At 38.0% G+C, this 18,376-nt stretch carries 19 protein-coding genes; 2 read left to right on the plus strand and 17 right to left on the minus strand.

The annotated features are described in order from the left end of the window. Positions 1–193 precede the first annotated feature (193 nt). The 5 genes from tlp to AC6CHS_RS03260 all read right to left on the minus strand — a co-directional run bounded on the left by tlp (position 194) and on the right by AC6CHS_RS03260 (position 5,695). Positions 194–424 carry a small acid-soluble spore protein Tlp gene (tlp, locus tag AC6CHS_RS03240; protein ID WP_379550194.1) on the minus strand — a complete coding sequence of 77 codons (231 nt, stop codon included), beginning with the start codon at positions 422–424 and terminating at the stop codon, positions 194–196. Between the two features lie 138 nt (positions 425–562). Next, positions 563–700, minus strand: a complete 138-nt coding sequence (locus AC6CHS_RS03245) for an FbpB family small basic protein (protein WP_379550197.1) — start codon at positions 698–700, stop codon at positions 563–565. A 61-nt stretch (positions 701–761) separates the two neighbouring features. Then, on the minus strand, positions 762–1,349 hold the full coding sequence (locus AC6CHS_RS03250) for a TlpA family protein disulfide reductase (protein WP_498234063.1): 588 nt from the start codon (positions 1,347–1,349) through the stop codon (positions 762–764). 270 nt (positions 1,350–1,619) lie between these two features. After that, positions 1,620–4,331 (minus strand): aconitate hydratase AcnA, encoded by a 2,712-nt coding sequence (gene acnA / locus AC6CHS_RS03255; protein ID WP_498234065.1) that lies wholly within the window; start codon positions 4,329–4,331, stop codon positions 1,620–1,622. A 242-nt stretch (positions 4,332–4,573) separates the two neighbouring features. Further along, entirely contained in the window at positions 4,574–5,695 is a 1,122-nt protein-coding gene (locus tag AC6CHS_RS03260; RefSeq protein WP_498234067.1) for an ATP-binding protein, read from the minus strand. A 264-nt stretch (positions 5,696–5,959) separates the two neighbouring features. Here AC6CHS_RS03260 and AC6CHS_RS03265 point away from each other — a divergent pair, with 264 nt between their 5' ends. Next, entirely contained in the window at positions 5,960–6,463 is a 504-nt protein-coding gene (locus AC6CHS_RS03265; RefSeq protein WP_498234069.1) for a DUF2621 family protein, read from the plus strand. 17 nt (positions 6,464–6,480) lie between these two features. Here the strand turns inward: AC6CHS_RS03265 and AC6CHS_RS03270 are convergent, their stop codons facing one another. The 9 genes from AC6CHS_RS03270 to AC6CHS_RS03310 all read right to left on the minus strand — a co-directional run bounded on the left by AC6CHS_RS03270 (position 6,481) and on the right by AC6CHS_RS03310 (position 13,044). Then, positions 6,481–6,954 (minus strand): CcdC family protein, encoded by a 474-nt coding sequence (locus AC6CHS_RS03270; RefSeq protein WP_498234071.1) that lies wholly within the window; start codon positions 6,952–6,954, stop codon positions 6,481–6,483. Between the two features lie 54 nt (positions 6,955–7,008). Beyond that, on the minus strand, positions 7,009–7,368 hold the full coding sequence (locus AC6CHS_RS03275) for a response regulator (protein WP_498234072.1): 360 nt from the start codon (positions 7,366–7,368) through the stop codon (positions 7,009–7,011). A 19-nt stretch (positions 7,369–7,387) separates the two neighbouring features. Further along, on the minus strand, positions 7,388–7,813 hold the full coding sequence (locus AC6CHS_RS03280) for a Na(+)/H(+) antiporter subunit B (protein WP_036572947.1): 426 nt from the start codon (positions 7,811–7,813) through the stop codon (positions 7,388–7,390). 60 nt (positions 7,814–7,873) lie between these two features. Continuing rightward, entirely contained in the window at positions 7,874–8,578 is a 705-nt protein-coding gene (locus tag AC6CHS_RS03285; protein WP_498234075.1) for a cytochrome c biogenesis CcdA family protein, read from the minus strand. 175 nt (positions 8,579–8,753) lie between these two features. Further along, positions 8,754–8,975 (minus strand): YneF family protein, encoded by a 222-nt coding sequence (locus AC6CHS_RS03290; RefSeq protein WP_036572951.1) that lies wholly within the window; start codon positions 8,973–8,975, stop codon positions 8,754–8,756. A 45-nt stretch (positions 8,976–9,020) separates the two neighbouring features. Further along, positions 9,021–9,482 carry a sporulation inhibitor of replication protein SirA gene (sirA, locus tag AC6CHS_RS03295; RefSeq protein ID WP_498234077.1) on the minus strand — a complete coding sequence of 154 codons (462 nt, stop codon included), beginning with the start codon at positions 9,480–9,482 and terminating at the stop codon, positions 9,021–9,023. 338 nt (positions 9,483–9,820) lie between these two features. Beyond that, positions 9,821–11,827 (minus strand): transketolase, encoded by a 2,007-nt coding sequence (gene tkt / locus AC6CHS_RS03300; protein ID WP_498234079.1) that lies wholly within the window; start codon positions 11,825–11,827, stop codon positions 9,821–9,823. A 133-nt stretch (positions 11,828–11,960) separates the two neighbouring features. After that, positions 11,961–12,194, minus strand: coding sequence for a DUF896 domain-containing protein (locus tag AC6CHS_RS03305; protein WP_036572956.1), 234 nt, complete (start codon positions 12,192–12,194; stop codon positions 11,961–11,963). A 211-nt stretch (positions 12,195–12,405) separates the two neighbouring features. Continuing rightward, the gene (locus AC6CHS_RS03310) at positions 12,406–13,044 is read right to left on the minus strand and encodes a YneB family resolvase-like protein (protein ID WP_498234081.1); all 639 of its coding nucleotides are present in this window, start codon (positions 13,042–13,044) and stop codon (positions 12,406–12,408) included. A 287-nt stretch (positions 13,045–13,331) separates the two neighbouring features. On the opposite strand from AC6CHS_RS03310, the gene lexA reads away from it, so the two are divergent. Continuing rightward, complete coding sequence (lexA, locus tag AC6CHS_RS03315) at positions 13,332–13,955, plus strand: transcriptional repressor LexA (RefSeq protein ID WP_036572960.1); 624 nt, start codon at positions 13,332–13,334, stop codon at positions 13,953–13,955. A 94-nt stretch (positions 13,956–14,049) separates the two neighbouring features. Here the strand turns inward: lexA and AC6CHS_RS03320 are convergent, their stop codons facing one another. The 3 genes from AC6CHS_RS03320 to AC6CHS_RS03330 are packed head-to-tail and all read right to left on the minus strand — an operon-like array spanning position 14,050 to position 18,338. Beyond that, positions 14,050–15,330 carry an amidohydrolase gene (locus tag AC6CHS_RS03320; protein WP_498234083.1) on the minus strand — a complete coding sequence of 427 codons (1,281 nt, stop codon included), beginning with the start codon at positions 15,328–15,330 and terminating at the stop codon, positions 14,050–14,052. 15 nt (positions 15,331–15,345) lie between these two features. Then, positions 15,346–16,857 carry an AbgT family transporter gene (locus AC6CHS_RS03325; protein ID WP_498234085.1) on the minus strand — a complete coding sequence of 504 codons (1,512 nt, stop codon included), beginning with the start codon at positions 16,855–16,857 and terminating at the stop codon, positions 15,346–15,348. Positions 16,858–16,907: 50 nt separating this feature from the next. After that, a complete protein-coding gene (locus tag AC6CHS_RS03330) occupies positions 16,908–18,338 on the minus strand; it encodes a M20 family metallopeptidase (RefSeq protein ID WP_498234087.1) in 1,431 nt (476 codons plus the stop codon). Between the last annotated feature and the right edge of the window lie 38 nt (positions 18,339–18,376).

Here is an 18,376-nt window from a genome sequence, read left to right on the forward strand (position 1 = left end):
TCCTCCAATACAGCTTGTTACACTTTATATCCTATCATACCTACCAAAGTCTCCGTCTAATAAAACACTTATAAAAGAACAAGAAAAACGTTAAATAAAATAAAAATCGAACGAAAGTTCAAGTCCTTCACCAAGGATTCGAATTCGTTCGACTTTAAATATTGTGTAAAGTTTGTGGGAAGCAATACAATGTCTAGTCTAGTGCATTATATTCGTCTTTGATTTCATTACGCATTGCATCAATTGCTTCTTCACGACGTTTATTTTTAGTTTCAATAGCTTGCTTTTCCTCACCATCAGTAAAACGCATGGTTTCATGGGACTTCTCAATGTTTTGAATTGTATCTTGCACCATATTTTGCAATTTCTCTACGTTATCACTACGGTCATCAGGTTTTGGTTTGTGTGAATGTTTATCAGTCAATTTCATGCTCCTTTCTTTATTTCTTTTTTATTCTAACTTATTATTAGAAAGCTATACGTCCATTTTTATAAGGAAGTTCTTTTTAACGTTATCTAGGCATAAAAATACTCCTCTGATATTTCAGAGGAGCTCATCTTTTTAAGATTCTTTCTTTTTTAGGGTTTGATTCATTTTCATTTCTAAATTCCGCTCTATTCTTTCTAATAATGAAGCGTCCTGCATAATTTGCTTTTTATTATCCTGTACGAGTTGTTCAAATGATATTTTCTTTTTCAAAGAAATGGTAATTCACTCCTTTTAAATAGAAGTATTACCATTCCTCTTTATTTTCATACTATTATTCCATTTGTGAAATACTTTCCACCATGAAATCATACGTCATGGGCCCTGATTTCCGCGGCAATGCGATCTTACCATTTGATCCAATAAAGTACGTTGTTGGGACATTATATACCTTATAAGCTGTACTTAATTCTCCATCTTCATCAAGTGGCATCGTGTAAGTATACTTGAACTCTTCTTGAAACTTTTGGACATAACTTATGCCCTTTGCTTCTGAATCTGTCATATTAACAGCTAAAATCTCTACTTCATCCCCATATTCTTCCTGGATAGTTTGCATTTCTGGCATTTCTTTCTTGCATGGCGGGCACCATGTCGCCCAAAAATTTAGAATGACCTTTTTCCCCTTAAAATCTGCTAGTTGAATCGGTTCACCATTTAGCGTTTGTAGGTTGAAATCTGGTGCCGCTTCTCCTGGTTCCAGTCCAGCACTTTCTACTGGTGCAATCGCTCCACCCTCAGAGCTTGTATTCATTTCATTAGCTTTTTCAGTCTCTGCTTCTTTTTGATTATCAAAGAAGTTAAATACAACAATACCTACCAATACAAGCAAAGCACCTGTTGCTATTATATTTTTAATCATCTTTTAGCTCCTTTAATACACATTCCTGACAAATTGGCTCTCTTCTTATGTTAGTTAGAAAAGAGCTTTTTGTAAAGTATCATTTCTTATAATACCACCACTAGAGTTCTTCCCCCTACTTTTCACTTAGCGTATACACCAAGAAAAGCTTGTTACACAAAAAACCGCACAGACACAGAAATACTGTGTCGCGCGGTTTAATCATTAACAATTATTCATTTCGTAAACAGTATTTTTATATGACTTGTTTACTGTACGGTATTGCGGCTTTTATTTCTTTAATTTGTCGCGAAGTACCATTTGTAGTATGCCACCATGACGGTAGTAGTCAATTTCCACTTCACTGTCAAAACGAGCAACTGCCTTGAATGTTGTAATTTTACCATTTTCATCTGTTGCGGTAACATTTACAAGATCATGCGGTTTTACACTTTCATCTACTTCAATATTAAAGGTTTCTCTACCAGTTAGACCAAGCTTTTCAGCACTTTCACCTTTTTCAAACTGTAGTGGTAGAACACCCATCATAACTAAGTTTGAACGGTGAATACGTTCAAAGCTTTCAGCAATAACCGTTTTAATACCTAAAAGGTTTGTACCTTTGGCTGCCCAGTCACGTGATGAGCCCATACCGTAGTCTTTTCCACCCATAATAATAAGGCCAGTGCCATCCTGTTGGTATTTCATTGCTGCATCATAGATCGGCATTACTTCCTCAGTAGGCCAGTAGGTTGTATATCCACCCTCTGTCCCAGGAGCAAGTAAGTTACGAATACGAATGTTTGCAAATGTACCACGCATCATTATTTCATGGTTACCACGACGGGAACCATATGAGTTAAAGTTCCGTGGGGAAACACCTTTAGCCTGTAAATGCTTGCCTGCAGGCATATCCTTAGCAATTGCCCCAGCAGGTGAAATATGGTCTGTTGTTACAGAGTCGCCAAATTGACCAATGGCACGTAAGTTTACTAACGGATTCACTTTGCCGGCTTCTTTGCTAAGTCCTTCAAAGAACGGTGGATTCTGAATGTACGTTGAATCATCATTCCATTTAAACAATGGTTCATCCGTTGTATCAATTTCATTCCAGCGTTCGTTAGATTGGAACACGTTTTCATATTCTTTGCGGAAAATCTCAGGTTTGACAACATTTGCCACCTGTTCTTTAATATCTTCCATAGATGGCCAGATATCATCCATATAAACTGGCTTGCCATCTTTATCTTCACCAATCGGCTCTTTGGTTAAGTCAACATCCACTGTACCAGCAAGGGCATAAGCTACTACAAGTGGCGGTGAAGCCAAATAATTCGCTTTAACTAACGGATGAATCCTCCCCTCAAAGTTTCGGTTACCTGACAGGACAGAAGAAACAAGCAAATCATTGTCCATGATGGATTGTTCTATTTCTTCACGCAAAGGACCTGAGTTCCCAATACAAGTTGTACAGCCATAACCAACAAGGTTGAAGCCAAGTTTATCAAGATAAGGCGTTAAACCAGCATCTTCCAAATATCTTGTTACAACTTTAGAACCGGGTGCCAAAGAAGTTTTTACATAGTCAGGTACCTTCATACCCTTTTCAACAGCATTCTTCGCAAGCAGTCCAGCACCAAGCATTACGTATGGGTTTGACGTATTTGTACAAGAAGTAATGGCAGCGATTGCTAATGCGCCCGTTTTCATAACTGAGCTATTACCATTTGGATGATTAACTGTTACCTCTTTATTAAATTCTTTTTTATCCATCCCGAAGCCTTGGTTGCCTGCAGGGGCGGTTACAGCTTTATTAAATTCTTTTTTCATGTTTGATAGTGCTATTAAATCTTGTGGACGTTTTGGACCTGAAAGGTTTGGTTCCAGTTCAGAAAGGTTAATTTCGACTAATTCGGTATATTCTGGATCAGCCTGATCAGGAGAATACCAAAGGTCATTTTCCTTACAATACGTTTCTACAAGATTTATTTGCTCTTCGTCCCGCCCAGTTAGGCGTAAATAGTTTAATGACTCTTCATCAACAGGGAAGAATCCACATGTTGCGCCATATTCCGGAGCCATGTTTGAAATGGTTGCTCTGTCTGCAAGTGGCATGTCTTGTAGACCAGGACCAAAGTATTCAACAAACTTGCCGACCACTTTCTTTTCACGAAGTACTTGTGTTACCTTCAAGGCTAAGTCTGTTGCGGTTGTTCCTTGAGGGAAACTACCTGTGAATTTAACGCCAATTACTTCTGGAGCAGGGAAAAAGGATGGTTGACCAAGCATTCCTGCTTCAGCTTCGATGCCTCCAACTCCCCATCCTAGTACACCAAGTCCGTTAATCATCGTTGTATGGGAGTCAGTACCTACCAATGTATCTGGGAATGCATCATACTCTCCGTTTTCATTCTTAAGGCCGTGTACCACATTGGCAATATACTCAAGGTTAACCTGGTGAACGATACCTGTTGCAGGTGGTACTGCACGATAATTTTCAAATGCTTTTTGCGCCCAATTCAAAAATTCATAGCGCTCGGCATTACGCTCAAATTCAAGATCCATGTTTGCTTTTAGTGCATTTGCTGTTCCGTATTGATCAACCTGGACGGAGTGGTCAATTACAAGGTCAACTGGAACTTCAGGGTTAATTTTATTTGGCTCTCCACCCATATCTACCATGGCTTTCCGTAATGATGCCAAATCAACCACAGCAGGAACACCTGTGAAATCTTGAAGTATAACTCTGGAAGGTTTAAAAGGAACATCTACACCTTTACCTTCTTTTGTGCCCCATTTTGTTAGTCTTTCAACGTGTTCATTTTTGATTTGTCGTCCATCATGTTGGCGTAATAATGACTCTAGTAATACGCGAACAGAAAATGGCAAACGGCCAATTTTACCATGGCCAGCTTCTTCAAGTGTTTTCAGACGATAATAATTATACTTTTTCCCGTTTAAATCAAACTGTTTTTTCGCACCATAAACATTATGATTCCCCATTTTGTCTTCCCCTTTCAAACATACTTCACTTAATCATTTAATAAACTCTACAAATTTCGACTGCTTTTATACTATTACTCTATCATTCATATAAAAGCGATTTCCTTACAAGTATATCTTAAAGGATAATGGAGGAGAAAACAAACCATTCCCTTTTTCTTGCCTATATTAAAATCTTATGTAGAGTGATAAGTTTTACTTATTAGTTTGTTTAAAAAAACCAAGGGCAACGAATAACCAGGTCATTTATGAAAAATCATGTGGAATGTACTTCCACCCTTCTCATTTTGACTGATCTCTAATCTTGCCTGGTGTGACGCAAGGATTTGTCTTGTAATCATGATTCCAAGTCCCGTACCTGTTTGCTTTGTTGTAAAAAAAGGCTCGCCTAACTTATGTATGATTTCTTCTGGAATGCCGGGGCCCTCGTCGCTGATACTAATTTTAATTACTTCCTCACTGTCTTTCACGTAAAACGTAATAAAACCTGGTGATTCCATTGCTTCAATCGCGTTTTTCAGCAAATTAATTAGGACCTGTTTAATTTGGGAACGATCGCAGTTAATTTGGGCTTTATCTGAGCCATCCATTCTAATGTCTATGCCCTTTAATTTGGCTTGTGGCCCTAAAAGAACTGTTACATCGTGAATCATATCTTTAATAGATTCCATTTTTCGATTATCCGTCAAAGGCTTTGAAATAAAGAGTAGTTCAGATGTTATCGTTTCTATCTTTTCTATTTCTTCCACCATGATTTGATAATATTCCTCTTTACCCTTAACGCCAGCTTGTAAAAGTTGTAGAAACCCTTTTAGAGAGGTCAACGGATTACGTATTTCATGTGCGATCCCCGCAGCAAGCTGCCCAGCTACTGACATCTTTTCTGAACGAATCATCATTTCTTCTGCTTCTTTTTTATCTGTAATATCTTTTAAAGTCGAAATATAGTATTTTGTGTTAGTTGATTTATCCGTTAACTTCGCGACCTTGCATTCTGACCAAATGTATTTGCCATTATTATTTAATATATTTACATTAATTTTCTGAAAGGAGTCGGAAGCATTGTCCAACTGTTCTCGAATATAACTCACATCTTCTGCCGATATTTTTTCGTACCAGTAGGTGCCTCTTAAATCAGAAGTTTGGTAGCCCAATAAATCCTCTATCGAGCTAGAGATGTAAATAACTTTACCACTCTCATCCCAGACTGTCACAATATCATGGTTGTTTTTTTCTACCCAATCTACCATGTATAGGGGTAGTTTCGATAATGCTTCAAAGGTATCCTGTGTGTTGGCGGGTTCTGCTTTTTTTACAGTATGTTCAACTTGATATTTATTTTGATCTCTGTTCTTAAAAGCCATAGTACTCCCCCTCTTTGTCATAATGTAACAACCATTTGGCGTCTCATAATTCTAGATTATGATATATAATGCGATAATATGTCGCTTGTTTGCAGTAATTTTTCCTATTATAATATGATATAATTGTTTTACCTGTTATCTTTATGAATATATACCCAATTATTAGTAATATTACTATACCTGCGTAAAAAAATAAATTACTTATGTAAAATACTTGTAACAATTTGTAATTTCATTCGATTATTTGAAGAAAAAGGTGAAACGATGTCGGGATTTGTAGATTATTCTATTATCATCATTTTATGGGGCTTTCTTATGATTATGTTTATGGCAATAGGTGGTTTTTTCATGTTCCGTAAATTTTTAAAACGGCTTCCTAAAGAAGATGGTAAGTCCATTATGGACTGGGAAGAGTATTACATGGAAAAAAGCCAACATATGTGGAATATAAATGAGAAAGAACTTCTTGAAGAATTGGTTTCCCCTGTGCCTGAACTATTTAGAGATATTGCAAGGCATAAAATTGCAAGTAAAATTGGAGAAATTGCGGTCAAGAGAGAAATGAGTGCTATCAATCAAGAAGTGGTAATTGAAGGATATATTCTAGCTACACCAAAGCGGGATCATAAGTTTCTAAGAAAAAAATTAAAAGAGAAGAACATCCAAGTTACTCAATATGAACATTTGTTTATCATGGCAAAAGAGGATTATACGCCTGATTGGGAAAAACGAATGGAAAACAATAATAAAAAGAAGTCCGAACTCTAAACATTTCGGACTTCTTTTTATGCATTAACATGTAATTGCTTTTCAAGCTGAAGAAATTTATACAACATACAGCATCTCCACGTAAATATCATCCCAAATGCCAAGATAAAAAACATTCCACTTGTTTCCCCTGCTGAAATACTGCTGCCAATGATCAGTTTCATTACAATTCGAAAAAGCAGTAAACCAAAGAGAATAAAAACAAATGATTTTGAGGGAATCAAATAGATTGCTTCATGCCGAATTTCAAATCTGGAAGCTCTAACTAAGAAAAACGAGCAAATAACGCCTACGATAAGAGCCTCCAGGAATTGGCTTAAACTAATTTGAAAAACAGGGAATATAAACATTAATGCACCTGTACTCATAAAAAGGGGCGGCAACATAATTTTTTTTACAGAAGCCGGCTTCTTGGCTCCCCTTATGCGGACAAAAATCATAGTCACAGCCATACAGGCTGCAACAATAGTACTGGCTACCAACCAAAGCATAATGACATTACCTCATACTTTCTATCAGGTTATACCCTTAGTTATTACCGTTTCTCATTTCACTAAGCGGTTAACAGTTTCCAAGACCTGACTATCATCAAACGGCTTTACAATAAAGTCTTTTGCACCAGACTCGATTGCTTCCACCACAACCTTTTGTTGGCCCATAGCTGAACATACAATGATGGTAGCATGCGGGTCATATGACTTGATTTCCTTAATTGCATCAATACCATTCATGACAGGCATCGTAATATCCATTGTAACAAGGTCAGGATTCAATTCTTTATAAAGCTTCACCGCTTCTGCGCCATCTGCAGCTTCCCCTACAATATCATGGTTTTCTTTTTTCAGTATAGCGGACAAGGTTACCCTCATAAAGTTTGCATCGTCAACTACCATAACTCTGGCCATATTCTTCCTCCCCTAAATGTTACTGATCGTTTGCTATGGTTAAAATGATTGTCATCATTACTCCGATTACTGTGAAATAGACTCCTAAGTCAAAAATCATGGCTGTTGCCAACTCAATCTCGCCAAATAAAGGTATTGTAAAGTAATCAAAGGTTTGGGATAAGAATGGTACACCAAATATAAATGAACCTATACCTGTACCAAGTGCGATAGCTAAACCAATTGGAATTAATACCAAGAAGTTTATCGGTAGTACTTTCTTTACAGCCTCGATTCCATAGGCTATATACATGAGCAAAATAGCCGCTGACGTCATAAGCCCACCGACAAAACCACCACCAGGTGAATTATGTCCTGCAAGCAATAGATAGACTGCAAAACCTAGCAGGATAAAGGCGATCAATGATGTGGTAGTACGTAATATTAAATCGTTTGTTTTGTACATGTAAAAAGCTCCTTTATGCCTATATATCATAAGTTTAATATACTATGCTAATAAAATCCATCAAAATCCTGTGAAACCAAACAACCCTCCCAAATAGGACGTCAATTTATAAATCCAGTCAAAAAACAATGCTATTCCTATCACAACCATTAGGTATCCACCGATCTTCACAATGATGGAACTGTGTCTTTTTATCCAACCTAATTTCCCAACGAAGAAGGATAATACAAAGAAAGGAACAGAAAAACCAAGAACATAACTGATCATCATCCACATCCCCGATTGTGGCTCAGTAGTCGCAAGTGACAGGACGACACCTAGTATAGGACCAGTGCATGGCGTCCATCCAAGGGAAAATGCCAATCCGATGATAAAAGACCCTACGAAGCCAGCGGGGCGATTTTTAAACATGATTTGTTTATTCTTCATCAAGAACTCAAAGTTCAGTACTCCTGCAATTACTAATCCAAAAAAGATAATTAGAATAGCACCCACTTGTCTAATTAAGTCTTTGTATGTCATCAAAAACTCCGATATGTAGAGGCTTGTGAACCCCATCGTGATGAATACACAGGAAAAACCTAGTAAAAAGAAAAGGGTATGCATTGTGCTCTTCACATTGAATTTTTTATTATCCTCTTTTAATTCGCTTACACTCATACCTGTTATATAGGATACAAATACTGGAAATAACGGCAATACACAGGGAGATATAAACGATAAAAAGCCAGCACTAAATGCAATGAAAATATTTATTTCAGACATATTCTACCTCCTCATAGCTAACTTATCACAGTGTAGCTAAAAATGTATTGTTTCATGCATTAAATTTATGACGAAACACCGAAAATATTAGCCGTTGTAATAAAAAAGCCCCTTACGTTGTATGGTAAGGGGGTGATTCGCGCGGATGCTTGTTGCAAAATTATAAAATAATTGCTTATTTACCAGATTGATTGTTCATAGAACGCATCATCTGATTAATTTTCTTCTGAGATGGTTTTTGGCCCATTTGCATCATTAACGTACGAAGCATTTGCTCATTAATTGGTGGATTCTTTTTTAAATAGCTCATCATATATTTTCTTGCAATAAAAAATCCAAGAGCAACACCAGCAATTAACGCTGCTATAGCAATTAGTACTACCCAAATCGTGCTCATGTCACGCCTTCCTCCTTCGTGTTGTCTCTTTAACAGTATAGTAAATTAATGATAAGAATACAATACTTGTCCACTTTTTGATTCACGTATACGAATAACTGGTGATACCCAGCCATATTGTGCTGTATTTTCTCCAATGATAAAGAAGGTAGAGTCAATCTCCCGTAATATTGGAAACAATATCTCTTCAGCTTCCAGTATTGTTTTACAACGAAATTTTAAATGTTTTTCACTTATATGTAAAGGAATATTAGTCGAATTTTTATATAATCGTAAAAAATCTGCTGTTTCGTATGAAAACATCGTCTTATCCAGCTTCTCTTCTACAATCTTACAGAACTGTGTTCCAGGAAAAGGATAGGTACTATAGTCATATTGCATTTGTAGCTCCGGTCTTTGCTGACATTCTTTCTGATAATGTTTTATAAAACGATAAAGAATATCACTTTTATGGAAGTAATGCCAAGAAAACTCTTCCTTCATCCGGAATACAGTATATTCATACATACTAAACTTCCCCCTTTTCCTTCTATTATACGGAAAGAAGCTTTAAAATAATGTCGGTTCATCGGAGATATTTTAACTTGTTTTGTCGAGAAAAGTTTATAAATATACAAAAGCCCTAATACCGCTAGAAAGTTCGCTTATTAAAGCTTCAAAGGGTTAAGGTTAGTAATTATATATTTAAAATTAGAGTAATATGAGATCGACTTGAACTAATAGTAGTTTTAGTCTGTAAACTATCTCAAACAAAAAAATAGCATACCAATCCTAATGCGAATTGGTATGCTATTTAGTTTCGTTTTTCTCGATTTAAAGTGAATTATTCATCCTAAAAAATCAAGCTATTTTGTTAGTGATTCTACATGTTCTACGACATTCTCTACAGTAAAACCATATTCTTTTATAACTCTGTCACCATTAGCTGACGCACCGAAGCGGTCAATAGCAATAATTTTTCCGTGGTCACCTACATAACGATCCCAACCGAATGATGCTGCCATTTCAATTGCTACTCTGTTTTTGACAGAAGAAGGTATAACTTTTTCTTTATATGCTGCATCTTGTGCATTGAAACGATCCCAGGATGGCATGCTTACAACGCGAACGTCAATGCCTTTTTCTTTAAGGGCTGCTTGTGCAGAGACCGCCAACTGTACCTCAGAACCTGTCGCTAAAAGCAATGCATCTGGTGTTTCTTTGGTAGCATCACTTACAACGTATGCCCCTTTCTTAACACCTTCATATGCATATTCTTTTGTCCCTTCAAGAGTAGGAAGGTTTTGACGTGTAAGCACAAGTGCGGTAGGTTGATTGGTTGATTCAATCGCTAATCTCCAAGCTGCTTGTGTCTCATTAGCATCCGCTGGGCGAATTAATGACAAGCCAGGCATTGCACGTAAAGCCGCTAATTGCTCAACTGGTTCGTGCGTCGGACCATCTTCGCCTACTGCGATAGAATCATGTGTGAATACATATGTCACAGGCGCATTCATAATGGAAGAAAGACGAACTGCTGGACGAAGGTAATCACTAAACACGAAGAAAGTACCCGCATAAACCTTCAATCCACCATGAAGAGCCATTCCATTTAATGCTGCTCCCATAGCATGCTCCCGTACACCAAACCAAACATTACGTCCTGCATAATTTTTTCGCGTGAAGTCTTCTTCGTCATTCATGGTTGTTTTATTTGAACCTGCTAAATCCGCACTTCCACCAAAGAAATTAGGAACAGCTTTAGCAATAGCATTCAATACTTTTCCGGAAGAAGCACGTGTTGCAAGGGTATCTTTGCCTGCTTCAAATACAGGTAGAGATTTTTCCCAATCAACTGGTAGTTCTCCTTTCATAGCTAATTCAAATTGCTTAGCCAATTCTGGGTACTTTTCATTGTATGTTGCCAATAAAGCGTTCCAGTTATCTTCTGCTTCAGCACCTTGTTTCCCAATTTTTTCTTGGAAATCTTCATACACTTCTTCTGGCACATGGAAGTCTTGTTCATAGGTCCATTTATAATAATCTTTAGTTAGTTTAACTTCGTCTGCACCTAAAGGAGCACCGTGAGAAGAAGCTGACGCTGATTTATTTGGAGAACCGTAGCCAATAATTGTTTTCACTTCAATAAGTGTTGGTTGATCAGTATTCTCCTGTGCTTGTTTAATCGCTTTTCTTAATTCATTTACATCATTTCCGTCTTCAACGCGAATTACTTGCCATCCATATGCTTTGAAGCGTTCTTCCGTGTTTTCAGAGAAAGATTGATTTAGATCGCCATCTAAAGATATATCGTTGGAATCATATAGTGCAATTAGCTTACCAAGACCTAAATGGCCAGCAAGTGAAGCCGCTTCATGTGAAATACCTTCCATTAAATCTCCATCACTTACAAGTGCATAAGTGTTGTGATCGACGATCTGAAGATCTTCTTGGTTAAATTTCGCAGATAGATGTGCTTCAGCCATCGCCATCCCAACTGACATGGCAATCCCCTGACCAAGTGGACCAGTTGTTGCTTCTACACCGTCTGTGTGATGTACTTCTGGATGGCCTGGTGTTTTAGAATCCCATTGACGAAATTCTTTCAAGTCATTCATCGACACGTTATAACCAGATAAATGAAGCAAACTATATAGAAGCATAGATCCATGGCCTGCTGAAAGAACAAAACGGTCTCTGTTGAACCATTTTGAGTTTTTAGGATTGTGATTCATGAAGTCAGTCCATAGCGTGTAGGCCATTGGAGCTGCTCCCATTGGAAGTCCGGGGTGACCAGAGTTCGCTTTTTCAATTGCATCAATAGATAATGTACGAATTGTAGTAATTGAATTTTGTTCTATGTTGTTTGACATATTGTTTAACCCCTTTCAAAAATAACTACTGGTTGTTTCCTCCTCATTCTATAACGAAACCCATCCAGGAACAAGTTAAAACGGATAGGCTTCCTTATAAAAAGGGTGATTTTTGTCGTAGTATGGTACAAAATTAATGTTTCTTATTTCTCTCTTGCAAGTCTTTCACTTTTTTTGGTGTAACATCGTTTCCTTTAGGATCTACTACTGTCATGGATTTAAACTGGTTTTTAAAAGAGCTTCTTACATTGTTTAGATATTCTTCACGGAGCTCTTTTTGTTCTTGTTTCTCTTTCTCAGTTAAACCTGTATCTTTAGCCTTTTTTGCCAGTGAATTAATTCGCTCAATTTTATCCTGAGATAACATGGCTCTACCTCCTTTTCAATTATCTATTACACAAGTCTAAATACCCTTTTGGCTTTTACAAACTTCCTCGTCGTAATTGCGCCAACGTCTTGGGCTATTTAAGATCTTATTAAGCTTTATCTTTTAAAAAATCTATTTTACTTCTGAATACAACAAAAAACAAGAGCCATTAGCTCCTGCTTATTTATTTTACGCCTATTAAGGCTTATATTCAAGTATCTTGCAGTTCCTTATACCTCCGATGGACCGTCGCTTTTGAAACAGGGTAACCCATTCCATTTAATGTACTCGTAATCTCTTCAAATGTCAGTTTTTTCTCTCTAAGTCTAACCACTTCTTCTATAGGAAAGTCAACTCTATCACGCCCTGGCGCATGATGCTGGTTTTTGAGATTATCAGCAGGATTATATCCTTGTTCTACTGCGCGTCTCATTCCTCTTTTAATCTTTGCATTGTGAATTTTCCGCTGGTATTCTTCCACTATCCCAACAATTTGCAAAACCATAGAGTCTGATTCTGATAGTTCAAGCTTCCCATCATGCATTGCTGTATATACATCTATACGGAGCTTTTGAAGCTGATGGAACAACGCAATTTTGGTATTCCCACGCCCTAGTCTAGTTTCATCCTGGATGAGTAGACAGTCAGCATCTTTAGCTGCAAATATATCGAGCATCTCAAATATTCCATTTCGCTCTATTTCATAGCCACTCTTCTGTTCTTCTATACAAGCTATTACATTAAAATTATAGCGTTCTGCTAATCCCGTTAGCTCTATTTTTTGTCTAGCAAGAGAGGTCTCTTGGGTATGTTTGTCGGTACTCACGCGACAGTAGATAATTGCATTCAACACGCTTACTCCTTCTTAAACCATTTAACTCGTAATCATAGTAAAGTACAGGAATCCCAGCGTCAAGGCAAAGGCAACTATATAAAACAAATCCGTTTTTGTAAGTTTACTAAACATAGTCTCATTCCCTCCTTCTCTAAATAGGAACCTTTGTTCGCTTATTTGTAATTTTAATTATAGCAGAACATATGATCCTGTCAAGACTTTTTCTCGAACGAATGTTTGCTTTATGTGGAATCAAATGGTAAACTATTAATAATTAATCTTATGGGCGAGGTGAAACATTTATGTCAAAACTATCAAAACGTCAGCAAATGATTTTAGATTATATTAAAGACGAAGTAACAAAAAAAGGATATCCGCCTTCCGTCCGGGAAATTGCCGAAGCTGTTGGACTTGCCTCAAGTTCTACAGTGCATGGACATTTATCTAGAATTGAAAGCAAAGGATACATTCGACGAGATCCGACTAAGCCAAGAGCAATTGAAATACTTGATTTGTCGGAAGGAAACAATATCCCAAGAGAAGAAGCTCGCTATGCTCCTGTAATCGGGAAAGTAACAGCAGGCCTACCTATTACAGCAGTTGAAAACATCGAGGAATTCATTCCTCTACCAACCACAAGTGCCGGACCTGATGATAATCTTTTCGTATTGGTTATCGAAGGGGAAAGTATGATTGAAGCAGGAATACTTGATGGGGATATGGTTATCGTGAAACAGCAGAACACCGCACAAAACAGTGATATAGTTGTTGCGATGACAGATGAAAACGAAGCGACAGTGAAAAGGTTCTTTAAAGAAAAAGACCATATTCGCCTCCAGCCTGAGAATGCAACGATGGATCCGCTTCTATATGATAATGTAACTATACTAGGTAAAGTAATTGGCTTATATCGTAATATTCATTAAATAGCGCAACGCATAGTATCATGCACTCGTCTTTCGATCATGCCAAATATCTTTTTCTCACAATAAAAAAACAGCTGCCTCGAGGGCAGCTGTTTTATTGTTCCATTATTACTTTGGCTGATTGGAAAAGAATTTTAACAGCAGGCAATAACGTGTCTTCTTTAATATCAAATTTCTCATTATGATGCCCTGCAGTCAGTTCTGTTCCGAATACACAGTAGGTTGCCTTTCCGCCGTTTTTCTGCACTTCGTTCATAAAATAGGTCGCATCCTCTGATCCTCCTGGTGTGTTATCCTCCAGTCGACTTTTTTCAATATCTGGGGATAATTCGGCACATTGGTGGAGGATACCTGCTAGGTCCAACGAACATTTACAGCTTAGTGCCTCGCCTACTGTTTCAATCTTATGTTCTACTTGGTACATGGTAGCCGCTCCACTGACGATAGATGTCACCTGTTCTTTCACATAATCATTTATTTCAGAAGTCTCTCCTCGCGTTTCCACTTTCATGCTAGCATGGTTGGCAATTATATTTCTACCTGCACCAGCTTCTAGCTGCCCAACGTTTATCCTGGTAGCTCCTCCTGAATGGCGTGATATACCATGAAGGCTTAGCACACTAGCGGCTGCTGCTAAGAGTGCATTCTTCCCTTGTTCAGGACTACCTCCGGCATGTGCTGCAGTACCACTATAGGTGATATCTAACTTGGAGGTCGCAAGAAAACCACTATTGGCGGCAACGAACTGCTTATGCGGAACACCGACCCCAATATGGGTAGCGACGAAATAATCCACATCTTCCACTACATTTGCAGCTGCCATAGCTTTTGCTCCACGTGTACCTTCCTCAGCTGGTTGAAATATTAATTTTATTTTCCCCTTAAGTTGGTCCTTATTTTCAATAAGCAAAGTGGCCAGGCCTAAACCCATCGCGGTGTGGGAGTCATGACCGCAGGCATGCATTTTCCCGTGAACTTTTGAGCTGAATCCTTCATTGCGCGGGAAATGCTCGTTACTGTTTGACTCTAAAATATCCAATGCATCCATATCAAATCGATATGCAATGACAGGACCTTTCTTACCTGTATCTAGTGTGGCAACTATTCCTGTATAGCCTTCAGAAAAGAGATGAAGATAATCACCAATTGCCCCATTTTTCTGTGCCCATTGATAATGTTTCTTTGTTTCCTCCTCAGTTGGTTTTCCCATACAGTCTGCCTTTGACATAACTTCCTTTCCCATTTTCAATTGGAAACCAAGCTCATCTAAAATAGAGGCTACAATAGACGCTGTTCTCATTTCCAAAAAACCTGTTTCAGGATATTGGTGGAAATCTCGGCGCCACTTAATTAATTTATCTCCTAATTGTTGCATACTGCTCTCCTCCTTTTATAAGAACGGGTATATTCCTGGACCAAATGGTAGACCTGAATAGTAAAATACCAGAATTAATATAATCCAAGTAGTTAAAAACGCAATACTATACGGTAGCATTAATGAAATATAAGTACCTATACTAGCTTTTTTATCGTATTTTTTCATAAACGCCAAAATAATAACCATATACGGAAACAATGGTGTAATAATATTTGTTGAGGAATCTGCCACCCTGTACGCAACTTGCGTAAAGGCCGGATGATAACCGAGTTGCATAAACATAGGAATAAACACCGGGGCTTCAATTGCCCACTTGGCAGACCCTGAAGTGATCAGGAAGTTCATTAATGCAGTAAATATGATATAGCCAATAATCAACCAAATACCTGTAAAATTAATATCCTTTAGATAATCAGCGCCATTAACGGCTACCCATGTTCCTAAATTCGACCAATTAAAATATGCAATAAACTGTGCAATAGCAAATACTAGAACAATATAACTTGACATGTCCTTCATAGAATCTGCCATATAGTCACTAACATCCTTACCAGTCTTAATTTTCCCTACTGTTATACCAAAGGTAACAGCTACAATGATAAAGAAAAATAGCACAATAGGAATAATCCCGTCTAAGAATGGCGAGGGTACAATACTACCATCTTCACCTCTTAATGGGCTGTTTGGTAAAGAAATAACAATGACGATAAGTGCAATGTAGGAAAGCCCAGCAATGATCGAATTTCGGAATCCTTTGCCACCATTCTGTAACTCTTCATTCCCCTCATCTTCAACTGCTTCGCCTTTATATTTGCCCAGTCTTGGTTCAACAAATTTAGTAGTTATGAGTCCACCAATAACCGTCATAACAAAAACAGATACAATATTAAAGTACCAGTTATCGACCGGGGTTACTACCATCGACTCGTCCACAATGGCTGCGGCCTCTGTTGAAATGCCTGCTAGTAATGCATCTGTCCCTGCAATAAAGATATTTGCTGTAAATCCTGCACCGGCCCCAGCAAAGCCTGCAGCTAATCCAGCTAATGGATGGCGTCCAACTTTATAAAATACCATCGCAGCAAGTGGTGGTATCAATACAACTGCAGCGTCAGAGGCAAGGTTTCCAAGAATCCCTACAAATACTACCGTATAAGTAACTAAACTTGGAGGTGAGCTTAAGATTGTTTTTCTGATGGCATAATCCATCAGTCCAACTTTTTCAGCTAGGCCAATTCCTAGCATCATAACAAGAACAAGTCCCAGTGGAGCAAAACCTGTAAAGTTATCAAGCATGGAAGTCAAGATAAACTGCAAGCCTTCACCTGATAGCAAATTTTGAATCTCTAGTTCTTCCCCTGTACCTGGATGCACAACGGAAGCGTTAAATAAACTAAATATATAGGAAACAACGATCATTAATAGTGATAAACCAATAAATAATATAAACGGATCCGGCAGCTTATTTCCTACCTTTTCCACCAAATCTAAAAATCTTTGAAATAAACCACGCCTCTTTTCCATAATATCCCTCGCATTCTATACTAATATTACGATCTATCTATTTGAAAAGCCTATTTCTCATGCAACTTTGAAGGATATACACCCTCAGGAATAGGATTGCTGTATGGATTGGCTTTCTTAAATGCCTCAAATTCTTCTTTTATGTTTTGCAGGTCTTCTGGGCTATCAAACAGCTGAATACCAGCTAAGGCCATTGTTTCTGCGGCACGGAACATACCGTTTAGTGCATAGTTTCTTAATCCTTGTGTTGTCATTTGCCATGTGTGTAAAGCAGTACCCAGTACAGAGGTTGATGCCGATAATTGAGCTGTTGGGACGACCCAGCTTACATCTGAAACATCTGTTGACCCAGCAAGGATTTCCTTAGATTCATGATAAGGGGAAATGGAGTCAGAATAATACTTACCAGCAAATTCGCTACCATCTCCTACATAACCAAAACCTTTCATTGGATCTAGGAAGTTTTCTTTTTCACCGTCTGTAAAGGTATTCCATATTTTCTCTGCAAATGCATTTTCTTCATCTGTAGGCTTTTGTACCCCAACCTCGGTAAATTTCTTATACAAGATTTTCTCCAGTGAACGATTGGGAATATAATTAGAACATGCCTTATCAAAATCAATTGTTACTTCCGTTTCTGTCATGAGTGCGGCACCTTCGGCAATCTTCTTTACCCTTTGGAAAATGCTGTCCACTTGTGCCACCTTTGGAGCTCTTACGAGGTATAGTACCTCAGCATTTGCTTGAACCACATTTGGGGATATACCCCCTGTATTTGTCACAGCATAATGAATACGTGCCTCTGGCACAATATGCTCTCGTAAGTAGTTGACACCCACATTCATTAGTTCCACAGCATCCAATGCACTCCGACCCAAGTGTGGCGTGTTTGCAGCGTGAGAGGAAATGCCTTTGAATTTAAATGAAACTTGATAGTTTGCTAAGCTTGATAAACTCATAATCGCATTTGCAGGAGAGGGGTGCCATGTAAGCGCAGCGTCAACACCATCAAACACACCTTCTCTTACCATAAATGTTTTCCCTGAACCGCCTTCTTCTCCTGGACAGCCAAAAAATTTCACAGTACCTGGCAGGTTATTTTTTTCTAAGTATTTTTTTGCAGCACATGCAGCAGCAAACGCCCCTGTACCTAACAAATTATGACCACATCCATGTCCAATATCTTTCTCTAAAGGTTGATAACTCGTTTCATTAGGCTTCTGACTTAAGCCTGAAAGTGCATCAAACTCTCCTAGATATCCTATTACGGGCTTGCCTTCGCCATATGTAGCAATAAATGCTGTTTCTATCCCCGCAACATTACGTTCAACAAGAAAGCCTTTTTCCTCACAAGCCTTAGCAAAATAGGAAGCTGACTCATATTCTTCAAATCTTGTTTCTGGATGGTGGTAAATATAGCTACTTACCTGTTCAAAAGTATTCCGATTTGTAGATAAATAGTTTGCTACAAATTTATTCATGTTAGTTCCTCCTTTGTTGGCCTTAAAGATTGATTAAC

The organism is Oceanobacillus sp. GQ8 (genome assembly GCF_059758495.1).